The sequence below is a fragment of the Pseudomonas sp. KBN12P06040 genome (genome assembly GCF_037574965.1).
GTDB classification, from domain to species: Bacteria; Pseudomonadota; Gammaproteobacteria; order Pseudomonadales; family Pseudomonadaceae; genus Pseudomonas; species Pseudomonas aeruginosa.
Genome location: NZ_JBBELS010000001.1, coordinates 1958992 through 1980247 on the forward strand (window position 1 = coordinate 1958992; position 21256 = coordinate 1980247).

Here is a 21256-nt window from a genome sequence, read left to right on the forward strand (position 1 = left end):
GATCAGGCCTTGTCCTTGTTCAGTCGGTTGGCCGCCCAGGTCAGGACCAGGACGAACACGAAGTAGGAGACCACCACTGCGCTGGTGTAGTGGCCGCTGCTGTTGCGCATGTTGTTGAGGAACACCTGCAGGGTCTCGTAGCGGGTACCGACCAGCAGGTTGGCGAAGACGAATTCGCCGATGAGGAAGGAGAACGACAGCAGCAGGGCCACCATCACGCCCTTGCGCAGGTTCGGCAGCACGACCAGCAGCGCCGCCTTCCAGGTGCTGGCGCCGAGCAGGTGGGCGGCGTCCATCAGGTCGCGCAGGTTGATCGCCTGCAGGTTGTTGGTGATCGCCCGGTACATGAACGGCAGGGCGATGGTGAAGTAGCAGCCGACCAGCACCCAGGGCGTGCCGATCATTTCCAGCGGCCCGCTGGCATAGAGTTGCAGCAGGCCCACCGAGGAGACGATCGGCGGCACCGCGAAGGGCAGCAGGATGAGCACGTTCATCACGCCGTCCAGGCGCGGGAAGTGGTAGTGGATGACGAACATCAGCGGCAGGATCAGCAACACGCTGAACGCCAGGGCGCCGAAGCAGACCAGCAGCGAGCGGGCGAAGGCCAGCAGGAAGCGCTGGTCGCTCCACAGCGTCAGGTACCACTTCAGGGTCAGGCCGTCCGGCAGCAGGGTCGCCGACCACTGGGTGGCCAGCGAGTAGAGCAGGGTCGCCGCCAGCGGCAGGACCAGGATCAGGAACAGCGCGCAGACCACCAGGCGATGGTAGAGCGCGGCAGGACGTCGATCAGCGCGCGACATGGTAGCTCCTGCGCAGCAGCCATTGGTGGACCAGGGTGATCAGGGTCATCAGGCCGACCAGCACCATGGCCAGGGCGCTGGCCATGTTCGGGTCGGGGAACACGTCGCCGGCGACCAGCGCGCCGATGCGGATCGGGATCACGTTGAAGTTGCCGGTGGTCAGCGAGTACACCGTGGCGTAGGCGCCGAGGGCATTGGCCAGGAGGATGACGAAGGTGCCCAGCAGTGCCGGGGTCAGCACCGGGATGCCGATGTGTCGCCAGTACTGCCAGCCGTTGGCGCCGAGCAGCGCGGCGGACTCGCGCCAGTCCTCGCGCAGGGCGTCGAAGGCCGGGTAGAGCAGCATCACCCCGAGGGGGATCTGAAAATAGGTGTAGAGGATTATCAGGCCGGTCTTCGAGTAGAGATTGAAGTCGTCGATCCAGCCGGCCTGCTTGAGTAACAGGGTCAGCGCGCCGTTGAAGCCGAGCAGGATGATGAAGGCGAACGCCAGTGGTACCCCGGCGAAGTTGCTGGTCATGTTGGAGAAGGCCATGACGAAGTCGCGCAGGCGGCTATCGACGTGGCGCAGCGAATGGCTGCCGAGCACCGCGATGAGCAGGCCGAGCAGGCTCGACCAGCCGGCGATCTCCAGGCTATGGCGGATCGCCTGGCGGTAGAAGGGCGAGCCGAACAGCTCGAGGTAGTTGGCCAGGCTCCAGGCATCGCTGGCCTTCAGGCTGTTCAGCGCGACCCAGGCCAGCGGCGCTATCTGGAAAATCACGAAGAACGCCGCGAAGGGCAGCAGGAACAGCAGCGCCAGCCATTTGCCGGAGAGTCGTTTCATGGGGCGAGCAGCTCCCGGCAGACGGGTTTGTCGTGGGCGGCGCCGAGGATTTCGCAGAGCGTGCCGCAGAGGTCGGTCTGCAGCGGTTGCGCCAGGTCGTCGCGGCTGAAGGCGTCGCCGAAGACGAACAGCGGCACCTCGCGCTCCTCCTCGAGGATGCCGCCGTGGCTGCGGTCCTCGTTCATTCCGTGATCGGCGGTGATCGCCACCTGGTAGCCGGTCGCCAGCCACTGGTGCAGGTATTCCGACAGCAGCGCGTCGGCGCGCCGCGCGGCGTTGCGGTAGGCGGGGCTGGCGAGGCCGTGCCTGTGCCCGGCGTCGTCGATGTTCATCGAGTGGACCAGCATGAAGTTCGGTGCGTGCCGGCGGCGCAGGCTTTCCGCATCGGCGAACAGGTGCGAGTCCGGATAGTGGTCGTTCCAGTAGAAGTGTCCGCGCTGGATCGGCAGTGCGCTGTCGTCGGTGTGGCGGTCGCGGGCCGGGTCGAACGGCGCGCGGTTGTACAGTTCGCTGACCCAGTGGTAGGCCGCTGCCGCGGTACTCAGGCCGGCCGCGCGGGCATAGTGGAACAGGCTCTGTTCCTGGCTCAGGCGGACCACGTCGTTGTGCAGGATGCCGCTATCGATCGGCGGCACTCCGGTGAGGATACATTCGTAGAGCGGCCGGGACAGCGAAGGCAACTCGCATTCCAGGCGGTACGACTGGCCGCGGCCGGCGCCGCAGAGGGCCTGGAGATGCCCCATGCAGTCGCGGGCGACGCTGTGGTTGAGGCCGTCCAGCAGGACGAGGATGACGTCGTGGCGCATTCGGGGTATCCGTCGATGCGGGGCGGCCGCCGGCGAGGGCGGCCGCGCTCCGCGTCACTGCATGTTGATGATCACCGCTTCCTGCCACTGCCGCGGCAGGCGCTTGGAGGTTTCCTCCCAGGCCTTGGCGTCCTTGATCGGCTGGGCCTTGGCGTACTGCTCGTTGGGCAGCAGTTGGGCCTTCACGTCGTCCGGCAGGGTCAGGCTCTCGGCGCGGATCGGTCGCGCGTTGCCCTTGGCCAGGTTGATCTGTCCGGCGTCGCTGAAGATGTACTCGCGGGCGAGCTTGGCGGCGTTCGGGTGCTTGGCGTACTTGTTGATGATGGTGGTGTAGCCGGAGATCACCGAGCCGTCCGAGGGGATCAGCACCTCGAAGCGCTCCGGGTCGATCTGCTGGCGGTAGCTGAGGCCGTTGAAATCCCAGACGATGCCGACTTCGACCTCGCCCTTTTCCAGGGTGGCGATCACCGGGTTGGTCAGCGACAGGCGGCCCTGCTTGGCGATCTTGCCGAAGAACTCCAGGCCGGGCTTGATGTTCTTCTCGTCGCCGCCGTTGGCGATGGCCGCGGCGAGCACCCCATTGACCGCCTGGGCGGCAGCGCTGACGTCGCCGATGGTGACCTTGTACTTGCCCTGCAGCAGGTCGGCCCAGCTGTGCGGTACGTCCTTCACCAGTTGTTTGTTGACGATGAAGGCGATGGTCCCGGTGTAGGCGAGCGCCCAGTGGCCGTCCTGGTCCTTGGCCCAGGCCGGGATCTGTTCCCAGGTGCTCGGCTTGTACGGCTGGCTGACGCCCTGCTGCACGGCGATGGGGCCGAAGGCGGCGCCGACGTCGCCGATGTCGGCGCTGGCGTTGTCCTTCTCGGCCTTGAACTTGGCCAGCTCCTGGGCCGAACTCATGTCGGTATCCATGTGCTTGAGCCCATACTTGCTCTCAAGGTCCTTCCAGGTGTCCTTCCAGTTCGCCCAGCTGTCGGGCATGCCGACGCTGTTGACCTGGCCTTCCTTGCGCGCGGCCTGTTCCAGCGCCTGCAGGTCCGCTTCGGCGGCCAACGCCAGGCCGCTGCCGAGGGCGATGGCGGTTCCCAGCAATGAAGCAAGCATGCGTTTCATTCGGTGCTCCTTCGTTCGAGAGGTTCGGTCGGGCAGCCTCGGGAGTTCTCGACGCTCCTTCGGGCGGGACTGCCGCGGGTGTGGTCTAGATCAGCAAGACCCAGGCCAATCTAGAGCCGCTGGATGACGGTTTCATGTCAGCTAGCCGCGCCTGGTATCGCCGCGGCTTGCATCCGCAGAAGCGTAGACCATGCTTAAGCCCTCGATTCCATGGGCGTCGGGCGCCTCCGGGAAGACCGCTGTCTTGTGCCTGTCACGTCCCGGTCATCTGGGTTTCCTAGCATCGGACGAGCCGGAGGCGCAGGGCGGGCCGGTGGAAGTGCCCCTGGCTGGGGCTGGACTAGACCAATAAGGAAGCAGTCGATGCGTGACGAAGCGCTACCCACCGTAACGGCGATCTGCCGGGCGCTCAGCGAGCAGATCGGCCATGGTCTGCTGCCGGCGGGTGGCAAGCTGCCGGCCGAGCGCAAGCTCAGCGAGCTGTTCGCGACGACCCGGATCACCCTGCGCGAGGCGCTGATCCAGCTGGAGTCGCAGGGCCTGATCTACCGCGAGGAGCGCCGCGGCTGGTTCGTCTCCCCCGAGCGGCTGGCCTATAACCCGCTGGTCCGCAGCCACTTCCATGCGATGGTCAGCGAACAGGGCCGGGTGCCGGCGACCGAGGTTCTGTCGGCCCGGCAGATGCCGGCGAGCGCGGCGGTCTGCGAGCTGCTGGAGCTGCCGGCGCTGTCCAGCGTCTACCAGATCCGCCGGGCGCGGCGGGTGGACGGACGGCTGGTGCTGTATGTCGAGCACTACCTGAACGCGCAGTACTTCCCCGGAATCCTCGGCCACGACCTGACCCGCTCGCTGACCGAACTCTATGCCAGCGAGTACGGCATCCACTATGGGCGGGTGCGTTTCGACATGGTGCCCACTGCACTGCATGCCGAGGCTGCGGCGCCGCTGAAGGTGGCGGTGGGCAGCCCGGCCCTGCGCATCAGCCGGATCAACCGCGACCAGCGTGGTCGGCTGATCGACTGCGACCTGGAGTTCTGGCGCCACGACGCCATCCATATCAGCGTCGAGGTACCGCAGTAACGCCACGCGTCGACGACCTGCGGCACCTTCTGCGAGGATGGGCTCCCGGGAAAAGGAGCCCTCGCATGTTCATACTGCCGATTTCGTCCGACCTGCACCTGGAGCTGCTCGACCAGCCGCGCGCCGAGGAACTGTTCCGCCTGGTGCGCGCCAACAGCGAGCACCTGGCGCCCTGGATGCCGTGGGTGCCACTGACGCAGAGCGCGGACGATACCCGCCGTTTCATTGGCGAAGGCCAGCGGTTGTGGGCGGAGCGCAGGAGTTGCCGCTGCGGGATCGTCGAATCCGGATGCCTGGTCGGCGTCATCGACCTGCACGATTTCACCGAGGACAGCCGCAGCGCCAGCATCGGCTACTGGCTGGCGGCGTCCGCGCAAGGGCGCGGGCTGCTCGCCAGGGCGCTGGGGAAGACGATCGAGCTGGGTTTCCTTGGCTACGACCGGCAGCGCCTGGTGATCCGCTGTTCCACCGAGAACCTGCGCAGCCAGCGCGCCGCCGAGCGCCAGGGCTTCCGGCGCGACGGAGTGATCCGGGCCAACGAGATCATCGCCGGGCGTGCCCACGACCATGCGATCTACACGCTGTTGCGCAGCGAATGGCACGCTGCGCACGCCTGAGTGGCCCCGGGCGAATGCCCGGGGCGTGAGCGCGGCTGGCGCTCAGGGCAGCTCGCTGCTGGCGTAGAAGGCGCCGAGCACCTTGACCAGGTGCGCCAGGTCATGGCTGCCGGCCAGCTCGCGAATCGAGTGCATGGCGAAGGTCGGCAGGCCTATGTCGACGGTGCGCACGCCGACCTGGCTGGCGGTGATCGGGCCGATGGTCGAGCCGCATCCCATGTCGCTGCGGGTCACGAAGCTCTGCACCGGCACTTCGCTGTCCTGGCAGAGGTGGCGGAAGAAGCCGGCGGTTTCGCTGTTGGTGGCATAGCGCTGGTTGCTGTTGATCTTGATCACCGGACCGCCGTTCAGCGCCGGGCCATGGTTGGCGTCGTGCTTGTCGGCGTAGTTCGGGTGTACGCCATGGGCGTTGTCGGCCGAGACCAGCAGCGAGCGCTGGATCGCCCGGCTGAAGGCGTCGCCTTCCGGCAGCAGGCGGCGCAGTACCTGTTCGAGGAACGGACCGTCGGCGCCGCAATGCGAACAGGAACCGACTTCCTCGTGGTCGGTGCAGACCAGGATGCAGTTCTCGTCGCCTTCGGCGTTGAGCAGGGCTTCCAGGCCGGCGTGGCAGGACAGCAGGTTGTCCAGGCGCGCCCCGGCGATGAACTCGTCGTTGAGGCCTACCACCGCGGCGGACTGGGTGTCGTAGAACGACAGCTCGTAGTCCAGTACCACGTCGGCGGTGATGCCGTGCTCGCGCAGCAGCTGTTCGTCGAGCAGCAGGCGGAAGTCGGCGGCCTCGCCCGGCGCCAGTTGGGCGATGATCGGCGGCAGTTCGTTCTGCGCGTTGATCGGCCAACCCTCGTTGGCGGCGCGGTTGAGATGGATGGCCAGGTTGGGGATGACCGCGATGGCCTTGCGGAAGTCGACCAGGCGGCTTTCCAGCTTGCCATTGGCGCGGAAGGTGACGCGCCCGGCCAGTGACAGGTCGCGGTCGAACCAAGGGGCGAAGAGGGCGCCGCCATAGACTTCGACGCCGAGCTGGAGGAAGCCGTTGCGAGCGATCTCCGGGTTCGGCTTGACCCGCAGGCAGGGGCTGTCGGTGTGCGCGCCGACCAGGCGGAAGCCGCTTTCCAGGGGCGAGCGACGGCCCAGGCGGATGGCGATCAGCGACGAGTCGTTACGGGTCACGTAGTAGCGGCCGCCGGCTTCGGTGTGCCAGGCGTCGCGCTCGTCGAGGCGGCGGTAGCCGGCGGCTTCCAGGCGGCGGGCGAGGCTGGCGGTAGCATGGAAAGGCGTGGGCGAGGCCTTGAGGAAATCGATCAGGCCCTGGTTGAGTTCTGCGCGCATAGTGGCTCCGGACGGCAATCCATGCAGTCTATCGTATTGTCCGACGGGGTTCAGGTCGTTGGCGGCGGGGCCGGCCAGAAAAAGCGGAAGCTGGTCGTTGTATGGCAAGACGGGGTACCGGAAATCGGCGGGCGGCGTCCCGGCGGGCCGGGACGCGGCGGGGCAGGCTCAGAACGGCGCCGGCGACTCGAAGCGCAGGCGTTCGCCGCTCTGCGGATGGGTCAGGCACAGCAGGCTGGCGTGCAGGCACAGGCGTTCGTGGGCGGCGAGGGCTTCGGGGTTGGCGTAGAGGCGGTCGCCGAGCAGCGGATGGCCGATGGAGAGCATGTGCACGCGCAACTGGTGCGAACGGCCGGTGATCGGCGTCAGCTCGACCCTGCTCCAGCGCTCATGACGCTCGACCACACGCCAGAAGGTCAGGGCGTGGCGGCCGTGCTCGAAGTCCACCACGTGACGCGGCTTGGTCGGCGGGTCGTAGCGCAGCGGCAGTTCGATGCGCCCGCTGTCCAGTTCCGGCAGGCCCCAGCAAAGGGCGGTATAGGCTTTCTCGGTCTCGCGGTCGTGGAACTGGCGGGACAGCTCGCGGTGGCTGTCGGCGTCGCGGGCGAGCACCATCAGGCCGGAGGTTTCCCAGTCCAGGCGGTGGACGATGCGGGCCTCGGGATAGCCGTTTTCCTGCAGGCGGGTGACCAGGCAGTCCTTGTTGTCATCGGCGCGGCCGGGCACCGACAGCAGCAGGGTGGGCTTGTCGACCACCAGCAGGGCGTCATCCTGGTGAACGATTCGGATCTGGGACAGCGGCATAGCGAACGGGCTCATCGCCGGGAGGCGGCAGGGAGCCTGGCGGGCAGGCTCGGTGAAACGACTGCGGCGGCCAATGGCCGCCGCAGTATGGACCCTGGGCGAATCAACGATCCGGCAGGGTGATGTTGAGTTCCAGGATCGAGCAGTTGCCCTGGTTCTCCAGTTCCACCTGGATCTGCTCCTGGTCGATCGGTACGTACTTGCGGATCACTTCCAGCAGGTCTTTCTGCAACTGGGGCAGATAATCCGGCTGTGCGCGCTGGCCACGTTCGTGGGCAACGATGATCTGCAGTCGTTCTTTCGCGATGGAAGCGCTGTTCTGCGATTTCCGACTGCGAAAGAAGTCTAAAAGGCTCATTCACGTCCTCCGAACAGTCTTTGCAGGAATCCTTTCTTCTGCACATCGAGGAATCGATGCGGTATTTCCTTGCCGAGCAGGCGGTCGACCGCATCGCTGTACGCCTGGCCGGCGTCGCTCTGCTCGTCGAGGATCACCGGCACGCCCTGGTTCGACGCCTTGAGCACGGCCTGGGATTCCGGGATCACCCCGAGCAGGCGGATGGCGAGGATTTCCTCGACGTCGTCGACGCCGAGCATCTCGCCCTTGGTGACGCGCTCCGGGTTGTAGCGGGTCAGCAGCAGGTGTTCCTTGATCGGCTCCTCGCCTTTCTCGGCGCGCTGCGACTTGCTTGCCAGCAGGCCGAGCATGCGGTCGGAGTCGCGTACCGAGGAAACCTCGGGGTTGGTCACGACGATCGCTTCGTCGGCGAAGTACATGGCCAGGTGGGCGCCTTTCTCGATGCCCGCCGGGGAGTCGCAGATGATGTATTCGAAGTCCTTGCGCAGCTCGGCCATGACTTTCTCGACGCCTTCCTTGGTCAGGGCGTCCTTGTCGCGGGTCTGGCTGGCGGCCAGGACATGCAGGTTCTCGAGGCGCTTGTCCTTGATCAGGGCCTGGGTGAGGGTGGCCTCGCCGTTGACGACGTTGACGAAGTCGTACACCACGCGGCGTTCGCAGCCCATGATCAGGTCGAGGTTACGCAGGCCGACGTCGAAGTCGACGATGACGGTCTTGAAACCGCGCAAGGCCAGGCCGGTGCCGATAGCTGCGCTGGTGGTGGTTTTACCGACGCCACCCTTACCGGAAGTGACTACGAGAATTTTGGCCAAGGTGATTCACCCCAATGAAAAACGTAAGAATTCTGGTCCCTGAAAGTGGCGGCAGTATCCGTTAAAGGCGGGTGATGTTCAACACGTCACCCGACAGGCTGACGTGCACTGCCTTGCCCCACTGCGGGCTGCGTCGCAGGTCCTCCGCGACCTTGTAGTTACCGGCGATGGAGACCAGTTCGGCGGCCAGCTGCTGGCAGAAGATTCGCGCCGTGGCGTCGCCTTTCACGCCGGCCAGTGCGCGTCCGCGCATCGGGCCGTACACATGGATGTTTCCGTCGGCGAGAAGTTCCGCGCCGGGACTGACCGCGGCCAGCACGATCAGGTCGCCGCCGGCGGCGTAGATCTGCATGCCGCCGCGCACCGGAGTCTTCACCACCTTGGTCGGGCGGCTGACGGGGTCGGCGGGCTTCTCTTCCGCCTTGGCCGGCTCGGGCCTGGCTTCACCGGCGCTCGGGCTGGGCTCTTCGGCAGGCTTGCGCGGGGCGCTGTCCTTGATGTCCAGCGGTCGTTCGCGGGCGCCCGAGGGCGGCAGCACCGGCAGGTCCAGGGCCTGGGCGGCGGCGATGTCCTCCTCGCGCCCGGCGCGGATCGCCAGGGTGCGCAGGCCGTGGCGGCGACAGACCTCGAGGAGCGCCGGCAGGTCGAGGCGGCCTTCGCCTTCGGGCAGCTTGTCGAGGGCCATGACCAGGGGGGTGTCGCGGAAGAAGTTGGGCGCTTGCGCCACCTTGTCGGCGAGTTGCCGTTCGAGCCTCGCCAGGTCGTTGTGCGCCAGTTCGAGGATGGTCACCGCGAGCATGCTGCCCTTGAGCTGGAATACGGGGTCTTGATCGAGGAGGTCGGCTTGGCTCATGGGGCTTGTCGGTCGTTGAATTGCAGGGACTTATAACGAGAACGCCGGATGCCCGCAAGCGTGGCAGATAGCCGGGGCGGCGTCGATCGGCAACGCGGCGTCCCGCCGGGACTGCGGGCAGGGTAGAATGGCGGGCTTTGATCGTCGTCGGAACCGTCCATGGATCGCCCCCGTTTCTCCAGCGCTTTCCTCCATCCCCGCTACTGGCCGCTCTGGTTCGGCCTGGGACTGCTCTGGCTGGTGGTGCAGTTGCCGTATCCCGTCCTGCTGATGCTCGGCCGTGGCCTGGGGGCGCTGATGTACCGCTTGGTCGGCTCGCGCCGCGAGATTGCCGCGCGCAACCTCGAACTGTGCTTTCCGGAAAAGTCGCCCGCCGAACGCGAGCGTCTGCTGAAGGAGAACTTCGCCTCCAGCGGCATCGCCTTCTTCGAGATGGCCATGAGCTGGTGGTGGCCGAAGGCGCGCCTGGCCCGTCTTGCCCATATAGAAGGCCTGGAGCATCTGCGCGAGGCCCAGGCCAAGGGCGAGGGGGTGATCCTCATGGCCCTGCATTTCACCACCCTGGAGATCGGCGCGGCGCTGCTCGGCCAGGTGCACACCATCGACGGCATGTACCGTGAGCACGACAACCCGGTGTTCGACTACATCCAGCGCCGTGGCCGCGAGCGGCACAACCTCGATGCCACCGCCATCGAGCGCGAGGACGTGCGCTCGATGCTCAAGGTGCTGCGTGGCGGCCGCGCCATCTGGTACGCACCGGACCAGGACTACGGCGCCAAGCAGAGCCTGTTCGTGCCGCTGTTCGGCATCCCGGCGGCCACCGTCACCGCCACTACCAAGTTCGCCCGCCTGGGCCGGGCGCGGGTGTTGCCGTTCACCCAGAGCCGCCTGGCCGATGGCAGCGGTTACCGCCTGACCATCCACCCGCCGCTGGAGGACTTCCCCGGCGAGAGCGAGGAAGCCGATTGCCTGCGGATCAACCAGTGGGTCGAGCGTTGCGTGCGCCAGCAGCCCGAGCAGTACCTGTGGGCGCACCGGCGTTTCAAGACCCGCCCGCCAGGCGAAGCCAAGCTCTATCCGAAACGGCGCAAGCGCTGAGGACGGGCATTCCGGACGCGCGCGGGGTCTGGCTATACTCGCCGCAGTTCATGACGGAAGCCCCGCTGTGTCCGATCCCCTTGCCCCACGTCCGCCGCTCACCGGCCTGATCCTTTCCGGGGGCGGTGCCCGCGCGGCCTACCAGGTCGGCGTCCTGGCCGCCATCGCCGACCTGCTGCCGGACAGCGCCGGCAATCCTTTCCCGGTCATCGTCGGTACCTCCGCCGGCGCCATCAACGCCGTTGGCCTGGCTTGCGGCGCCCTGCAATTCCGCCAGGCGATCCAGCGCCTGACCGCGGTCTGGCAGGGATTCCGCACCGAACATGTCTATCGCAGCGACTGGCCGGGCGTGACGCGCCAGGCCTCGCGCTTCCTCGGCCATAGCCTGCTCGGCCTGGGGCGGCGGGTGCCGGTGGCGTTGCTGGACAACCGGCCGTTGCATGAGCTGCTGGCACGTGAGCTGGATTTTTCCGGGATTCATGCGGCGGTGCGCCAGCGCCAGTTGCGCGCGGTGGCGGTGACCGCGTTCGGCTACGAGTCGGGGCAGGCGGTGACCTTCTACCAGGGGCGCGCGACCATCGATCCCTGGGTACGCCATCGGCGCCTGGGCATTCCCACCCGCCTGGAGCTTCGGCACCTGCTGGCCAGCGCGGCGATCCCGCTGCTGTTCCCGCCGGTGCGGATCAACCGCGAATACTTCGGCGACGGCGCGGTGCGTTCCCAGGCGCCCATCAGCCCGGCGTTGCACCTGGGCGCCACGCGGGTGCTGGTGATCGGCGTCAGCGGCAATCCGGCCACCGGTGGCGACAGTGCCATGACCGGCCTGCCGCCGTCCGACCGACCGCCGAGCCTGGCGCAGATCGGCGCCCACCTGTTGAACAGCACCTTCATCGACAGCCTGGAAGGCGACATCGAGCAGTTGCAGCGGATGAACCAGATCGGCCAGTTGGTGGCGCCGGAGGTGCGCCGCCAGGCGGGTGGGCTGGAGCCGGTGGAGGTATTGCTGGTGTCGCCGAGCCGGCCGCTGGACGAGATCGCCGCGCGGCACTACCGGGAGCTGTCGCGGGTGCTGCGGCTTTTCCTGCGCGGTCCCGGAGCGACCCGCGCCAGCGGGGCGGGGGTATTGAGCTACCTGTTGTTCGAGCGCGGCTATTGCAGCGAACTGATCGAACTGGGCTACCACGATGCGATGGGCAAGCGGGCGGAACTGGAGCGCTTCCTGCGGATCGAGCGGTAAACCTTATTCAGGACGGGACAGGCGGAAGGAAAAAGCCGCCCCGAAGGGCGGCTCGCGCACGGCTCAGACGGCCAGGACACCGTCGCGATAGTCGCGTAGCGCCTGCTCGATTTCCTCGCGGCTGTTCATCACGAACGGACCGTACTGGACGATCGGCTCGCGCAACGGCTTGCCGGCGAGCACCAGTACCCGCGCGCCGGCTTCGCTGCGCAGGCTCAGTTCCCCTTCTTCGGACAGCCGAGCCAGGCGATTGGTGGCGATTTCCACCGGGCGTTCGCCTTCCACCGTCAGGCTGCCTTCGTAGACGTACAGCAGCACGCGATGGCCGTCCGGCAGGCGCGGGGCGATGCGGCCGCCGGCAGGCAGTTGCAGGTCGTAGTAGTGCGGCTCGGTGTCCGGCCTTTCCACGGCGCCGATCTGCTGCGCCTGGCCGTCGTCGAAGCGACCGGCGATCACCGTGACCTTCACGCCTCCGGCGGTTTCCAGGCGCGGCACGTCTTCCGGCTCGATATCGCGATAGCCGGCCGGAGCCAGCTTGCTCTTCGCCGGCAGGTTGACCCACAGCTGGAAGCCACGCATCGCGCCTTCCACCTGTTCCGGCATCTCGCTGTGGATGATGCCGTGGGCGGCGGTCATCCACTGTACGCCGCCGGGCTTGAGCAGGCCGCGATTGCCGAGGTGGTCTTCGTGGCGCATACGCCCTTCGAGCATGTAGGTCACGGTCTCGAAGCCGCGGTGCGGGTGCGAAGGGAAGCCGGCGACATAGTCGTCCGGGTTCTGGGTATCGAACTGGTCGAGCATCAGGAACGGATCGAAGCGTTCCGGGGACGGGCCGCCGATCACGCGGGTCAGGCGGACGCCGGCGCCATCGGAGGCGGGGTGGCCGGTATGCAGTTCGAGGACATCACGGTAGCGGGTCATGGGAACCTCCTGGTTCGTGTATGGCTCGATGATAGTCCTCTCTGGTCGATATATGGTTGCGAGTTTTATGTAATTCCTATCGATTTATTGAATCGTTATGAGGAAAAGAAACCGCCGCACAGGGCGACGGTTCTTCGTCTCACTCGGCGATCTGCAGCTTGCGCGCCTCGGTATAGATGTAGCGCAGTTTCTCGTACTCGAACGGCGAGTTCATCTGGCCGTAGCGGAAGCTGGTGTTGTAGCGCCTGTCCACCACGCGCAGGGCGGTGATCTCCGGGTGGTCGCCGCTGGCCTGGGGAACGTTGAGGTAGTTCACCTGGTATTCGCCGACGTAGTCCACCACCAGTCCGCCGGTGTCGCGCAGGTTGGACGGGCCGAGGATTGGCAGCATCAGGTAGGGGCCGCCGCCCACGCCGTAGAAGCCGAGGGTCTGGCCGAAATCCTCGCTGCGCTTGTGCAGGCCCATCTTGGTCGCCGGGTCCCACAGGCCGAGCACGCCGAAGGTGGTGTTGAACAGCAGCCGCGCGGTGGTTTCCATCGCCGCCTTGCCCTTCAACTGGGCGAGGTTGTTCAGCAGGTTGGGCACGTCGCCGAGGTTGTCGAAGAAATTGCTCACGCCGCTGCGGACGAAGTGCGGGGTGACGTACTCGTAGCCTCGTACCACGGGCAGGAACACCCACTCGTCGAAGCGATAGTTGAAGTGGTAGACCCGGCGGTTCCAGGATTCCCAGGGATCGTACATGTTCAGTGCGTCGAGGGTGGCGCGCTCGAATTCGCGTTGATCCAGGCCGGGATTGAACTTGAGTTGGTCCAGCGGACGGCTGAAACCGTCGCCGTCGAGCTGACGTGGCGGCATTTCGACCGGCGCGGCGGCCTCGTCGGCCTGGGCGCTGGCGGCTGCGCTCAGCAGAAGGGCGAACATCCAGTGTGCGGTTCGGCTCATCGATCAGTTTCCTGCCTGCTGGGTGAGGGCCGCGCTGGCGACCTGGGTCTGTCCGGCGGCGGGCGTGGCGAAGAAGTCCAGCATGTCCTGCGCGTTGACCTTGTAGTTGAGGTTGCCGCAGTGACCGCCATAGGGATAGACGGTCAGGCGTTCGCCGAAGGTCCGGCGAAGGAAGCCGAGGTCGCCCGGGCCGAGGATGACGTCGTCGGCGTTGTGCATCACGGCGATCTTCGGGCTGTCGTGCAGATAGTCCTGCAGCTTGTAGAGGCTGACCTGGTTGACCAACTGGGTCAGGCTGCCGCCGTCGTAACGGGCTCGCCACATCGGGATCAGTTGCTCAGTCATGTAGCACTCGAAGTCGCACTGCAGCGCGCGCTTGAAGAAGGGCTCCAGGCTGGTGCCTTCGTTGATCGGGTAGTTCGGCGGGGTGATCAGGCCGCGACGGTTGACCAGGTCCGAGGTGAAGGCGATGTCGGCGGCGGAGAAACGGAACGAGGTGCCGATCAGCATGGCCATTTCCTCGTTGCTCAGGCGCTGCTTCGACTGCTGGAAGTCGTAGAGCATGGCGTCGTTGATGTCGACGTAGCCTTTCTGCCGGAAGTAGCGGGTCAGCTTGCTCAGCACCACCTCGTAGAAGGTGCGCGAGTCGGTGATGCCCTTGACCTGGGTTTCCACCAGTTTGTCGAGGTTGCTCACCGAGGTGTAGAGGTTCACCGGTGGATTGAGCAGCAGCACCTTCTTGAAGTTGAAGCTCTGGCGGCTTTCGTCGAGGTGGCTGACGAACGCGGCGTTCAGCGCCCCCAGGCTATAGCCGGTGAGGTAATAGTCGGTCACCGGCAGGTCGCGCTGCTGCGCGCGCACCGCCTGCATCACCCGGTACAGGTCATCGGCGTCGTCGCTGGAAAAGCCCGGTGTGGCGAAGCGCGAGGCGCTGGCCATGAAGTCCCAACTGGTCGGCGAGGACAACTGCACCACGTGGTAGCCGGCCTGGTAGAAGAGCTTCTTCAGGTATTCCGGGTAGCTGCTGGCATAGTGCGCGCCAGTCCCGGCGATGATGAAGATCAGCGGCGCCGCATGATCCTGGCGGGCCAGGCGGTAGCGCAGCTTCTTCACCGGCCAGAAGTTGTCCGGCAGGGCGAACTCGCGCTCCGGGCGCAATTTCAGGCTGTAGTCCTTCTGGTCGATGTCCTCGCTGTGCGGAAGCTCGGGACGCAGTTCCGGCGGCGTGGTGGCGATGGTCGCCTCGAACGGGTTGGTCAGTGGATAGCCGTAGCTCGCGGCGTCCACGTCCCGGGCCTGCGCCAGATTGGCACAACCGAGGGCGAGGCCGCCGAGCAGGGCAGCGAAACGGAGGAAGTGGGGCATCGGGGGAATCCCTTCGAGGGAAAAGTACTGAGTGAATATACTGCCGCTATGACAACTGCAAGCCTCAGTAGTGCAGTGGGTTATTGCAGCCAGCGTTCCAATCGGTCTTTCCCGCCTCTTGCCGTGCCTCGCGAATATCCCTTCAGGCGTGGCGGTGCAGCCAGCCGTGGGCGCTAGCCGGGCGCGGCGCGCCGTCTTTCTCGAAGCGTTTCCAGATCTTCTCGTGGAAGTAGAAACCGACCGAGTTGCACAGCGGCTCGACCGCCGCCACCAGCCCGCCGACCGCTATGCTGCCGGTCAGCGCGTAGGCCACGCTGAAGGCGATGATGAAATGCATGACGGTGAAAGTCAGGGTCTTGAGCATGGTGGCTCTCCTTTAACGAGAATCGTTCCTCTTTGTAGGGAGCCTATCCAGGCGGCCGGCCAAGCGGAAATCGGCCTGTCCAATCGAGAGCATAGAGCGCTTCGATCGCACCGTCGCGGAGCACATCCTTTGAGGGCCGCAGCGCAGTTCGGGACATGTCGTTATCGGGTGCGATGGGTGTCGTTCTCAGAGCAGTCCGCCGTCCGGGCGCGCCGATGATGGACGGCGGCACCGCAGAGTGCCGCGACCGCCGGGGAGCGTCCCCGGCGGCATAGAACAAGGGGTACGTCTGATGCGAATGATGCGACGACTGTTGTGCTGGAGTGCGGGCCTGGCAATGTCGGCGGCGGTGGGGATGGCGGCCGCGGCGGACAAGCCGGTGATCACCATCGGTTACGTGGACGGCTGGTCGGACAGCGTGGCGACCACCCATGTGGCCGCCGAGGTGATCCGCGAGAAACTCGGCTACGAGGTGAAGCTGATGCCGGTGGCGGCGGGGATCATGTGGCAGGGCGTGGCGCGCGGCAAGCTCGATGCCATGCTCTCGGCCTGGCTGCCGGGCACCCACGGTGCCTACTACGAGAAGATGAAGGATAAGGTGGTCAACCTTGCCATCAACTACCCGGACGCACGCATCGGCCTGATCGTCCCCGAATACGTGAGCGCCAACGGCATCGCCGACCTCCAGGCGCAGAAGGACGCTTTCGGCGGCCGCGTGGTGGGCATCGATGCCGGCGCCGGGGTGATGATCAAGACCGACGAGGCGATCAAGCAATATGGCCTCGACTACAAGCTGGTGGCCAGTTCCGGCAGCGGCATGATCGCCGAGCTGACCCGTGCCGAGAACGAGAAGAAGCCGGTGGTGGTGACCGGCTGGATTCCGCACTGGATGTTCGCCAAGTGGAAGCTGAAGTTCCTCGACGACCCGAAGAAGGTCTATGGCGATACCGAGCATGTCGACACCGTCGCCAACCCGGCGCTGGAAGCCAAGGCCAAGCCGGTCTGGGAGTTCCTGAAGAAGTTCGGCTGGAAGGATGGCAACGAGGTCGGCCAGGTGATGCTGGCGATCCAGGAGGGCGCCAAACCCGAGGATGCGGCGAAGCAGTGGGTGGCGGCCAACCCGGGACGGGTCAAGGACTGGGTGCAGTAGCACGGCTGGTTCGATTGGGGAACGCCGTGCCCGGGCAACCGGGCACGGCGTTTTTCCTTGCCGAAGGCTGGCTCCGGAATCTGCCGGAAGGCCCGGGAATACCGGTCTAGAGCGGCTGGCGAAACGCTACGACTAAAGTCGTCTGGAGCGCTTGCACCAGCGTCCTACAGTGGATATCGACGACATTCCGCGTCACCCCGCTGTGAGGATAAAAACAATGAACGACAGCATCTACCAGCGGATTGATACCAATCCGCGCTTCAAGGAGTTGGTGGCCAAGCGAGAGCGTTTCGCCTGGATACTTTCTTCGATCATGCTTGGCCTCTACGTGATATTCATCCTGCTGATCGCTTTCCAGCCGCAGCTGCTGGGCGCGCGTATCAGTCCCGATTCGTCCGTGACCTGGGGTATCCCGATGGGTGTCGGACTGATCCTTGCCGCGTTCATCCTGACCGGCCTGTACGTGCGTCGCGCCAACGGCGAGTTCGACAGCCTGAACCAGGAAATCCTCAAGGAGGCGCAGCAATGATCGCTCGTCTCCTTGCCGCGCTCGGCCTTGCGGCCTTCGCTCCGGCCCTCTGGGCCGACGCGCTGACCGGCGACGTGCAGCGCCAGCCGCTGAACGTCTCGGCCATCGTCATGTTCGTCGCCTTCGTCGGCGCGACCCTCTGCATCACCTACTGGGCATCCAAGCGCAACCGCTCGGCGGCCGACTACTATGCCGCAGGCGGCCGCATCACCGGCTTCCAGAACGGCCTGGCGATCGCCGGCGACTACATGTCGGCGGCATCCTTCCTGGGTATTTCGGCGCTGGTCTTCACTTCCGGCTACGACGGCCTGATCTACTCGATCGGCTTCCTGGTCGGCTGGCCGATCATCCTCTTCCTCATCGCCGAGCGCCTGCGCAACCTGGGCAAGTACACCTTCGCCGACGTCGCCTCCTACCGTCTCAAGCAGAAGCAGATCCGCACCCTGTCGGCCTGCGGCTCGCTGGTGGTGGTGGCGTTCTACCTGATCGCGCAGATGGTCGGCGCCGGCAAGCTGATCGAGCTGCTGTTCGGCCTCAACTACCATGTCGCAGTGGTCCTGGTGGGCATCCTGATGGTGCTCTACGTGCTGTTCGGCGGCATGCTGGCGACCACCTGGGTGCAGATCATCAAGGCCGTGCTGTTGCTCTCCGGCGCCTCGTTCATGGCGATCATGGTGCTCAAGCACGTCAACTTCGACGTCAGCACGCTGTTCTCCGAAGCCATCAAGGTGCATCCGAAGGGCGAGGCGATCATGAGTCCGGGCGGCCTGGTCAAGGATCCGATCTCGGCATTCTCCCTGGGCTTCGCGCTGATGTTCGGCACCGCCGGGCTGCCGCACATCCTGATGCGCTTCTTCACCGTCAGCGACGCCAAGGAAGCGCGCAAGAGCGTGTTCTACGCCACCGGTTTCATCGGCTACTTCTACATCCTGACCTTCATCATCGGTTTCGGCGCGATCCTGCTGGTCAGCACCAACCCGGACTTCAAGGACGCCACCGGCGCCCTGATCGGCGGCAACAACATGGCGGCGGTGCACCTGGCCGACGCGGTGGGCGGCAGCCTGTTCCTCGGCTTCATCTCGGCGGTGGCCTTCGCCACCATCCTCGCGGTGGTCGCCGGGCTGACCCTGGCCGGGGCCTCGGCCGTCTCCCATGACCTGTACGCCAGCGTGTTCAAGGGCGGCAAGGCCAACGAGAAGGACGAGCTGCGGGTCTCGAAGATGACCACCGTGGCCCTGGGCGTGGTCGCCATCGTGCTCGGCATCCTCTTCGAGAAGCAGAACATCGCCTTCATGGTCGGCCTGGCCTTCTCCATCGCCGCCAGCTGCAACTTCCCGGTGCTGCTGCTCTCCATGTACTGGAAGAAGCTGACCACCCGCGGCGCCATGATCGGCGGCTGGATGGGCCTGATCACCGCGGTGGGCCTGATGGTCCTCGGCCCGACCATCTGGGTGCAGATCCTCGGCCACGAGAAAGCCATCTACCCGTACGAGTACCCGGCGCTGTTCTCGATGATCGTCGCCTTCGTCGGTATCTGGTTCTTCTCCATCACCGACAAGTCGGCGGCGGCCGACGAGGAGCGGGCGCGCTTCTTCCCGCAGTTCATCCGTTCCCAGACCGGCCTGGGCGCCTCTGGCGCGGTGGCCCACTAAGCGCTACGTGAAGGCGTAGCCCGAGGCGGCGGCCGGGTTTCCGGTCCGCCGCCTTTCGTTTCAGCGTCCCGGTCACAGCGAGATGAGCCATGCCTGACAGTTTCAACTTCGCCTCGCCGCCCTTCGACCAGTTGCGTCCCCATCAGCGCGAGACCCTCAAGCAGGCCCTCAGCGTAGGCTACTACGCGCCGGGGGAAACCTTGCTGGAGGCCGGTTCGGCGGTCCCCGGGCTGTTCGTCCTGCTCAAGGGCGTGGTCGAGGAGCGCGGCGACGACGGGCGGGTATTCGCCCAATACGCCGCGGACGACCTGTTCGACGTCCGCGGGCTGTTCTCCGGCAGCAGCAAGCACCGCTACCTGGCGATCGAGGAAAGCATCGTCTACGAGTTGCCGGCCAGTTGCTTCCACCAGTTGTGCGGGGAGAACCCGGGGTTCGCCCGCTTCTTCCAGGCCGACCTGGCGGCCAAGCGCCAGTTGGCCCAGCGCGACGGGCAGAACCTTGCCGAGTTCATCCTTACCCGCATCGCCCGCGAGCACTTGCTGCCGGCGCTGGAGGTGGAGGCCTCGCTGTCCCTCGGCGACGCCGCGCGCCTGCAATTGAGCCACGGCGCCGATGCCCTGCTGGTGCGGCTGGAGAGGGACGGGTCCGAACTCGGCATCGTCACCCGCACCGACCTCATGAGCGCGCACTTCCGCGACGGGCGCAGCGAGCTGGAGGCGATCGGGCCGTTGGCCCATGGTCCGCTGGCCAGCGTCGAACTGGGCGATTTCCTGTTCGACGCGATGATCCTCATGACGCGCCAGCGTATCGAGCGGGTCGCGGTCACCGAGGACGGCCAGGTGATCGGCCTGTTGCACCTGACCCAGGTGCTCAGCCTGTTCTCCACCCATTCCCACGTCCTGGCGCTGCGCATCGCCCGCGCCGACGACCTCGGCGACCTGCGCCGCTGCGCGGAAACCCTGGACACCCTGATCGCTACCCTGGCCGGCAACGGTATCCGCCTGCGCTTCATCATGCAGCTGGTCAGCGCGCTCAACGAGCAATTGCTCGAACGGCTTTTCGAATTGTTGCTGCCGCCAACCCTGCGCGGGCGCTGCTGCTTGCTGGTGATGGGCAGCGAAGGACGCGGCGAGCAGTTGCTGAAGACCGACCAGGACAATGCCCTGGTCCTGGCCGACGATCTGCCGCAGGAACAGGCCCTGGCGATGATGCAGCGCTTCAGCGCGGCCTTGCTGGAGTTCGGCTATCCGCCCTGTCCCGGTGGAGTGATGGCCAGTCGGCCGGAATGGTGCAAGCCGCTGGCGGCCTGGCAGGCGGAGCTGCGCACGACGCTGCTGGAGGGCAAGCCGGAGCAGCTGTTGCGCCTGTCGATCCTGGCCGATGCCTGGCCGGTGGCCGGCAACCTGCAACTGTTCGAGCCGTTGCGTCGGCAACTGCGCGGTTTCGCCGACGGCGGCGAGCGCTGGCTGGCGGATATCGCGGCGGCGGCCCTGCAATTCGATACGCCGCTGACCTTCCTCGGCCAACTGAAGACCCAGGACGCCCGCCTCGATCTCAAGCGCGGCGGGATCTTCCCCATCGTCCACGGCATCCGCACCCTGGCCCTGCGCGAAGGCCTGGAGACCCGCGGGACCCTGGCACGGATCGAGGCGCTGAAGCGACACAAGGTCCTCGAAGCACGCCTGGCGGACGACCTGAGCGAGTCTTTCGAGCTGTTCCTGCAACTGCGCCTGACCCGCCAGTTGGCCGGCCAACGCGACGGTCGCCAGCAGGGCCTGGACGTCAGCGGCATGAGCCGCCACGATCGCGACATGCTGCGCTACGGCCTGCATGTGGTGAAGAAGTTCAAGCAGAGCGTGGCCCGTCAATTCCACCTGGAGACCCGATGAACACCATGGTCAAGTTGCCCGACAGCCGCTGGCCGGGCTGGCGCCGCCGGCTGTATTGGTGGATGCACGAGGCGGTCGAGGCGGAGGAAGTGATCTCCCTCGATCTCGAGACCACCAGCCTCGACCCGCGTCGTGCCGACATCCTCAGCATCGGCGCGGTGCTGGTGCGGCGCGGCAAACTGGTCATGGGCGAGCGCCTGGAACTCTACGTCGAGCCGCCGCCGAGCCTGGACGCGGAGTCGATCCGCATCCACAAGCTGCGCCGCGCCGACCTGGAGGGACAGTTGCAGCTGGAGCAGGCCCTGCGCCAGTTGCTGGCGTTCATCGGCGACCGGCCGCTGCTCGGCTACTACCTGTCGTTCGATGTCGCCGTGCTGAACCGGCACCTGCGCCAGCTCTTCGACCGACAGTTGCACAACCCTTCCATCGAGATTTCGTCGCTGTACCACCGGAAGGTCAGCCGGCATTTTCCCGACGCACACATCGACCTGCGCTTCGACACCCTGGCGCGGGCCCTGGATGTGCCGGTCAGCGGTCGCCATACCGCCCTCGGCGACGCCCAGGCGGTGGCGCTGATGTTCATGCGCCTGCTCAAGGGGCCGGCGCCCAAGGTCATCCACTGAGGCTGGAGGGCGCGAATTTATTGAATCTTCGTTGCTCGGCGGGGGTCGAGAACTACAAGGGCGGAATCTGCCGCCCTTTGCCCC

At 66.1% G+C, this 21256-nt stretch carries 22 protein-coding genes; 9 read left to right on the forward strand and 13 right to left on the reverse strand.

The window, feature by feature from the left end:
• Positions 1 to 2: 2 nt before the first annotated feature.
• The 4 genes from VQ067_RS09225 to VQ067_RS09240 are packed head-to-tail and all read right to left on the reverse strand — an operon-like array spanning position 3 to position 3545.
• The gene (locus VQ067_RS09225) at positions 3 to 800 is read right to left on the reverse strand and encodes an ABC transporter permease (protein WP_003091589.1); all 798 of its coding nucleotides are present in this window, start codon (positions 798 to 800) and stop codon (positions 3 to 5) included.
• Positions 787 to 1626: an ABC transporter permease gene (locus VQ067_RS09230; protein WP_003091588.1), complete on the reverse strand. Its 840-nt coding sequence runs from the start codon at positions 1624 to 1626 to the stop codon at positions 787 to 789. Before VQ067_RS09230 ends, VQ067_RS09225 begins: the two co-directional genes overlap by 14 nt.
• Complete coding sequence (locus VQ067_RS09235) at positions 1623 to 2432, reverse strand: alkaline phosphatase family protein (protein WP_003091587.1); 810 nt, start codon at positions 2430 to 2432, stop codon at positions 1623 to 1625. The genes VQ067_RS09230 and VQ067_RS09235 overlap by 4 nt, the downstream gene beginning before the upstream one ends.
• A gap of 54 nt (positions 2433 to 2486) precedes the next feature.
• Positions 2487 to 3545, reverse strand: a complete 1059-nt coding sequence (locus VQ067_RS09240) for an ABC transporter substrate-binding protein (protein WP_003091586.1) — start codon at positions 3543 to 3545, stop codon at positions 2487 to 2489.
• A gap of 363 nt (positions 3546 to 3908) precedes the next feature.
• Between VQ067_RS09240 and VQ067_RS09245 the strand changes: the two genes are divergently transcribed.
• Both VQ067_RS09245 and VQ067_RS09250 read left to right on the forward strand, forming a co-directional pair.
• On the forward strand, positions 3909 to 4625 hold the full coding sequence (locus VQ067_RS09245) for a UTRA domain-containing protein (protein ID WP_003091585.1): 717 nt from the start codon (positions 3909 to 3911) through the stop codon (positions 4623 to 4625).
• Positions 4626 to 4690: 65 nt separating this feature from the next.
• Positions 4691 to 5242, forward strand: a complete 552-nt coding sequence (locus VQ067_RS09250; protein WP_003091584.1) for a GNAT family N-acetyltransferase — start codon at positions 4691 to 4693, stop codon at positions 5240 to 5242.
• Between the two features lie 42 nt (positions 5243 to 5284).
• Here the strand turns inward: VQ067_RS09250 and VQ067_RS09255 are convergent, their stop codons facing one another.
• The 5 genes from VQ067_RS09255 to minC all read right to left on the reverse strand — a co-directional run bounded on the left by VQ067_RS09255 (position 5285) and on the right by minC (position 9401).
• The gene (locus tag VQ067_RS09255) at positions 5285 to 6574 is read right to left on the reverse strand and encodes a M18 family aminopeptidase (protein WP_003091583.1); all 1290 of its coding nucleotides are present in this window, start codon (positions 6572 to 6574) and stop codon (positions 5285 to 5287) included.
• A 168-nt stretch (positions 6575 to 6742) separates the two neighbouring features.
• Positions 6743 to 7378, reverse strand: coding sequence for an RluA family pseudouridine synthase (locus VQ067_RS09260; protein WP_003091582.1), 636 nt, complete (start codon positions 7376 to 7378; stop codon positions 6743 to 6745).
• Between the two features lie 103 nt (positions 7379 to 7481).
• Complete coding sequence (minE, locus tag VQ067_RS09265) at positions 7482 to 7736, reverse strand: cell division topological specificity factor MinE (RefSeq protein WP_003091581.1); 255 nt, start codon at positions 7734 to 7736, stop codon at positions 7482 to 7484.
• Entirely contained in the window at positions 7733 to 8548 is an 816-nt protein-coding gene (gene minD, locus VQ067_RS09270) for a septum site-determining protein MinD (protein WP_003091579.1), read from the reverse strand. Before minD ends, minE begins: the two co-directional genes overlap by 4 nt.
• Positions 8549 to 8609: 61 nt before the next feature.
• A complete protein-coding gene (minC, locus tag VQ067_RS09275; RefSeq protein ID WP_003109174.1) occupies positions 8610 to 9401 on the reverse strand; it encodes a septum site-determining protein MinC in 792 nt (263 codons plus the stop codon).
• Positions 9402 to 9560: 159 nt separating this feature from the next.
• On the opposite strand from minC, the gene VQ067_RS09280 reads away from it, so the two are divergent.
• Together VQ067_RS09280 and VQ067_RS09285 are read left to right on the forward strand one after the other, a co-directional pair.
• Complete coding sequence (locus VQ067_RS09280) at positions 9561 to 10499, forward strand: lipid A biosynthesis lauroyl acyltransferase (protein WP_003091577.1); 939 nt, start codon at positions 9561 to 9563, stop codon at positions 10497 to 10499.
• A gap of 67 nt (positions 10500 to 10566) precedes the next feature.
• The gene (locus VQ067_RS09285; protein WP_003091575.1) at positions 10567 to 11736 is read left to right on the forward strand and encodes a patatin-like phospholipase family protein; all 1170 of its coding nucleotides are present in this window, start codon (positions 10567 to 10569) and stop codon (positions 11734 to 11736) included.
• A 63-nt stretch (positions 11737 to 11799) separates the two neighbouring features.
• Here VQ067_RS09285 and VQ067_RS09290 read toward each other — a convergent pair whose 3' ends face one another.
• From VQ067_RS09290 to VQ067_RS09305, 4 genes are all read right to left on the reverse strand, one after another.
• The gene (locus tag VQ067_RS09290; RefSeq protein ID WP_003109175.1) at positions 11800 to 12657 is read right to left on the reverse strand and encodes a pirin family protein; all 858 of its coding nucleotides are present in this window, start codon (positions 12655 to 12657) and stop codon (positions 11800 to 11802) included.
• A gap of 139 nt (positions 12658 to 12796) precedes the next feature.
• On the reverse strand, positions 12797 to 13600 hold the full coding sequence (locus VQ067_RS09295) for an MlaA family lipoprotein (protein WP_021265068.1): 804 nt from the start codon (positions 13598 to 13600) through the stop codon (positions 12797 to 12799).
• A 3-nt stretch (positions 13601 to 13603) separates the two neighbouring features.
• A complete protein-coding gene (locus VQ067_RS09300) occupies positions 13604 to 14965 on the reverse strand; it encodes an alpha/beta fold hydrolase (protein WP_003091553.1) in 1362 nt (453 codons plus the stop codon).
• A gap of 142 nt (positions 14966 to 15107) precedes the next feature.
• Positions 15108 to 15329, reverse strand: coding sequence for a DUF2061 domain-containing protein (locus VQ067_RS09305; RefSeq protein ID WP_003091551.1), 222 nt, complete (start codon positions 15327 to 15329; stop codon positions 15108 to 15110).
• Positions 15330 to 15621: 292 nt separating this feature from the next.
• On the opposite strand from VQ067_RS09305, the gene VQ067_RS09310 reads away from it, so the two are divergent.
• From VQ067_RS09310 to VQ067_RS09330, 5 genes are all read left to right on the forward strand, one after another.
• Complete coding sequence (locus VQ067_RS09310) at positions 15622 to 16479, forward strand: glycine betaine ABC transporter substrate-binding protein (RefSeq protein ID WP_021265067.1); 858 nt, start codon at positions 15622 to 15624, stop codon at positions 16477 to 16479.
• 217 nt (positions 16480 to 16696) lie between these two features.
• Positions 16697 to 17008 (forward strand): DUF485 domain-containing protein, encoded by a 312-nt coding sequence (locus VQ067_RS09315; protein ID WP_003091547.1) that lies wholly within the window; start codon positions 16697 to 16699, stop codon positions 17006 to 17008.
• A complete protein-coding gene (locus VQ067_RS09320; protein WP_003091546.1) occupies positions 17005 to 18660 on the forward strand; it encodes a cation acetate symporter in 1656 nt (551 codons plus the stop codon). The genes VQ067_RS09315 and VQ067_RS09320 overlap by 4 nt, the downstream gene beginning before the upstream one ends.
• A gap of 89 nt (positions 18661 to 18749) precedes the next feature.
• A complete protein-coding gene (locus VQ067_RS09325; RefSeq protein ID WP_033990927.1) occupies positions 18750 to 20549 on the forward strand; it encodes a CBS domain-containing protein in 1800 nt (599 codons plus the stop codon).
• Positions 20546 to 21172, forward strand: a complete 627-nt coding sequence (locus tag VQ067_RS09330) for a 3'-5' exonuclease (RefSeq protein WP_003091543.1) — start codon at positions 20546 to 20548, stop codon at positions 21170 to 21172. Before VQ067_RS09325 ends, VQ067_RS09330 begins: the two co-directional genes overlap by 4 nt.
• The last annotated feature ends 84 nt before the right edge of the window (positions 21173 to 21256 follow it).

Excerpts from the sequence above, each read along its gene's own strand:
- VQ067_RS09240 (WP_003091586.1), bottom strand. The coding sequence starts at position 3,545 with ATGAAACGCATGCTTGCTTCATTGCTGGGAACCGCCATCGCCCTCGGC.
- VQ067_RS09330 (WP_003091543.1), top strand. The coding sequence starts at position 20,546 with ATGAACACCATGGTCAAGTTGCCCGACAGCCGCTGGCCGGGCTGGCGC.
- VQ067_RS09230 (WP_003091588.1), bottom strand. The coding sequence starts at position 1,626 with ATGAAACGACTCTCCGGCAAATGGCTGGCGCTGCTGTTCCTGCTGCCC.
- minC (WP_003109174.1), bottom strand. The coding sequence starts at position 9,401 with ATGAGCCAAGCCGACCTCCTCGATCAAGACCCCGTATTCCAGCTCAAG.
- VQ067_RS09280 (WP_003091577.1), top strand. The coding sequence starts at position 9,561 with ATGGATCGCCCCCGTTTCTCCAGCGCTTTCCTCCATCCCCGCTACTGG.
- VQ067_RS09235 (WP_003091587.1), bottom strand. The coding sequence starts at position 2,432 with ATGCGCCACGACGTCATCCTCGTCCTGCTGGACGGCCTCAACCACAGC.
- VQ067_RS09250 (WP_003091584.1), top strand. The coding sequence starts at position 4,691 with ATGTTCATACTGCCGATTTCGTCCGACCTGCACCTGGAGCTGCTCGAC.
- VQ067_RS09315 (WP_003091547.1), top strand. The coding sequence starts at position 16,697 with ATGAACGACAGCATCTACCAGCGGATTGATACCAATCCGCGCTTCAAG.
- VQ067_RS09260 (WP_003091582.1), bottom strand. The coding sequence starts at position 7,378 with ATGCCGCTGTCCCAGATCCGAATCGTTCACCAGGATGACGCCCTGCTG.
- VQ067_RS09290 (WP_003109175.1), bottom strand. The coding sequence starts at position 12,657 with ATGACCCGCTACCGTGATGTCCTCGAACTGCATACCGGCCACCCCGCC.
- VQ067_RS09310 (WP_021265067.1), top strand. The coding sequence starts at position 15,622 with ATGCGAATGATGCGACGACTGTTGTGCTGGAGTGCGGGCCTGGCAATG.
- minE (WP_003091581.1), bottom strand. The coding sequence starts at position 7,736 with ATGAGCCTTTTAGACTTCTTTCGCAGTCGGAAATCGCAGAACAGCGCT.
- VQ067_RS09295 (WP_021265068.1), bottom strand. The coding sequence starts at position 13,600 with ATGAGCCGAACCGCACACTGGATGTTCGCCCTTCTGCTGAGCGCAGCC.
- VQ067_RS09305 (WP_003091551.1), bottom strand. The coding sequence starts at position 15,329 with ATGCTCAAGACCCTGACTTTCACCGTCATGCATTTCATCATCGCCTTC.
- VQ067_RS09225 (WP_003091589.1), bottom strand. The coding sequence starts at position 800 with ATGTCGCGCGCTGATCGACGTCCTGCCGCGCTCTACCATCGCCTGGTG.
- VQ067_RS09255 (WP_003091583.1), bottom strand. The coding sequence starts at position 6,574 with ATGCGCGCAGAACTCAACCAGGGCCTGATCGATTTCCTCAAGGCCTCG.
- VQ067_RS09245 (WP_003091585.1), top strand. The coding sequence starts at position 3,909 with ATGCGTGACGAAGCGCTACCCACCGTAACGGCGATCTGCCGGGCGCTC.
- VQ067_RS09300 (WP_003091553.1), bottom strand. The coding sequence starts at position 14,965 with ATGCCCCACTTCCTCCGTTTCGCTGCCCTGCTCGGCGGCCTCGCCCTC.
- VQ067_RS09320 (WP_003091546.1), top strand. The coding sequence starts at position 17,005 with ATGATCGCTCGTCTCCTTGCCGCGCTCGGCCTTGCGGCCTTCGCTCCG.
- VQ067_RS09325 (WP_033990927.1), top strand. The coding sequence starts at position 18,750 with ATGCCTGACAGTTTCAACTTCGCCTCGCCGCCCTTCGACCAGTTGCGT.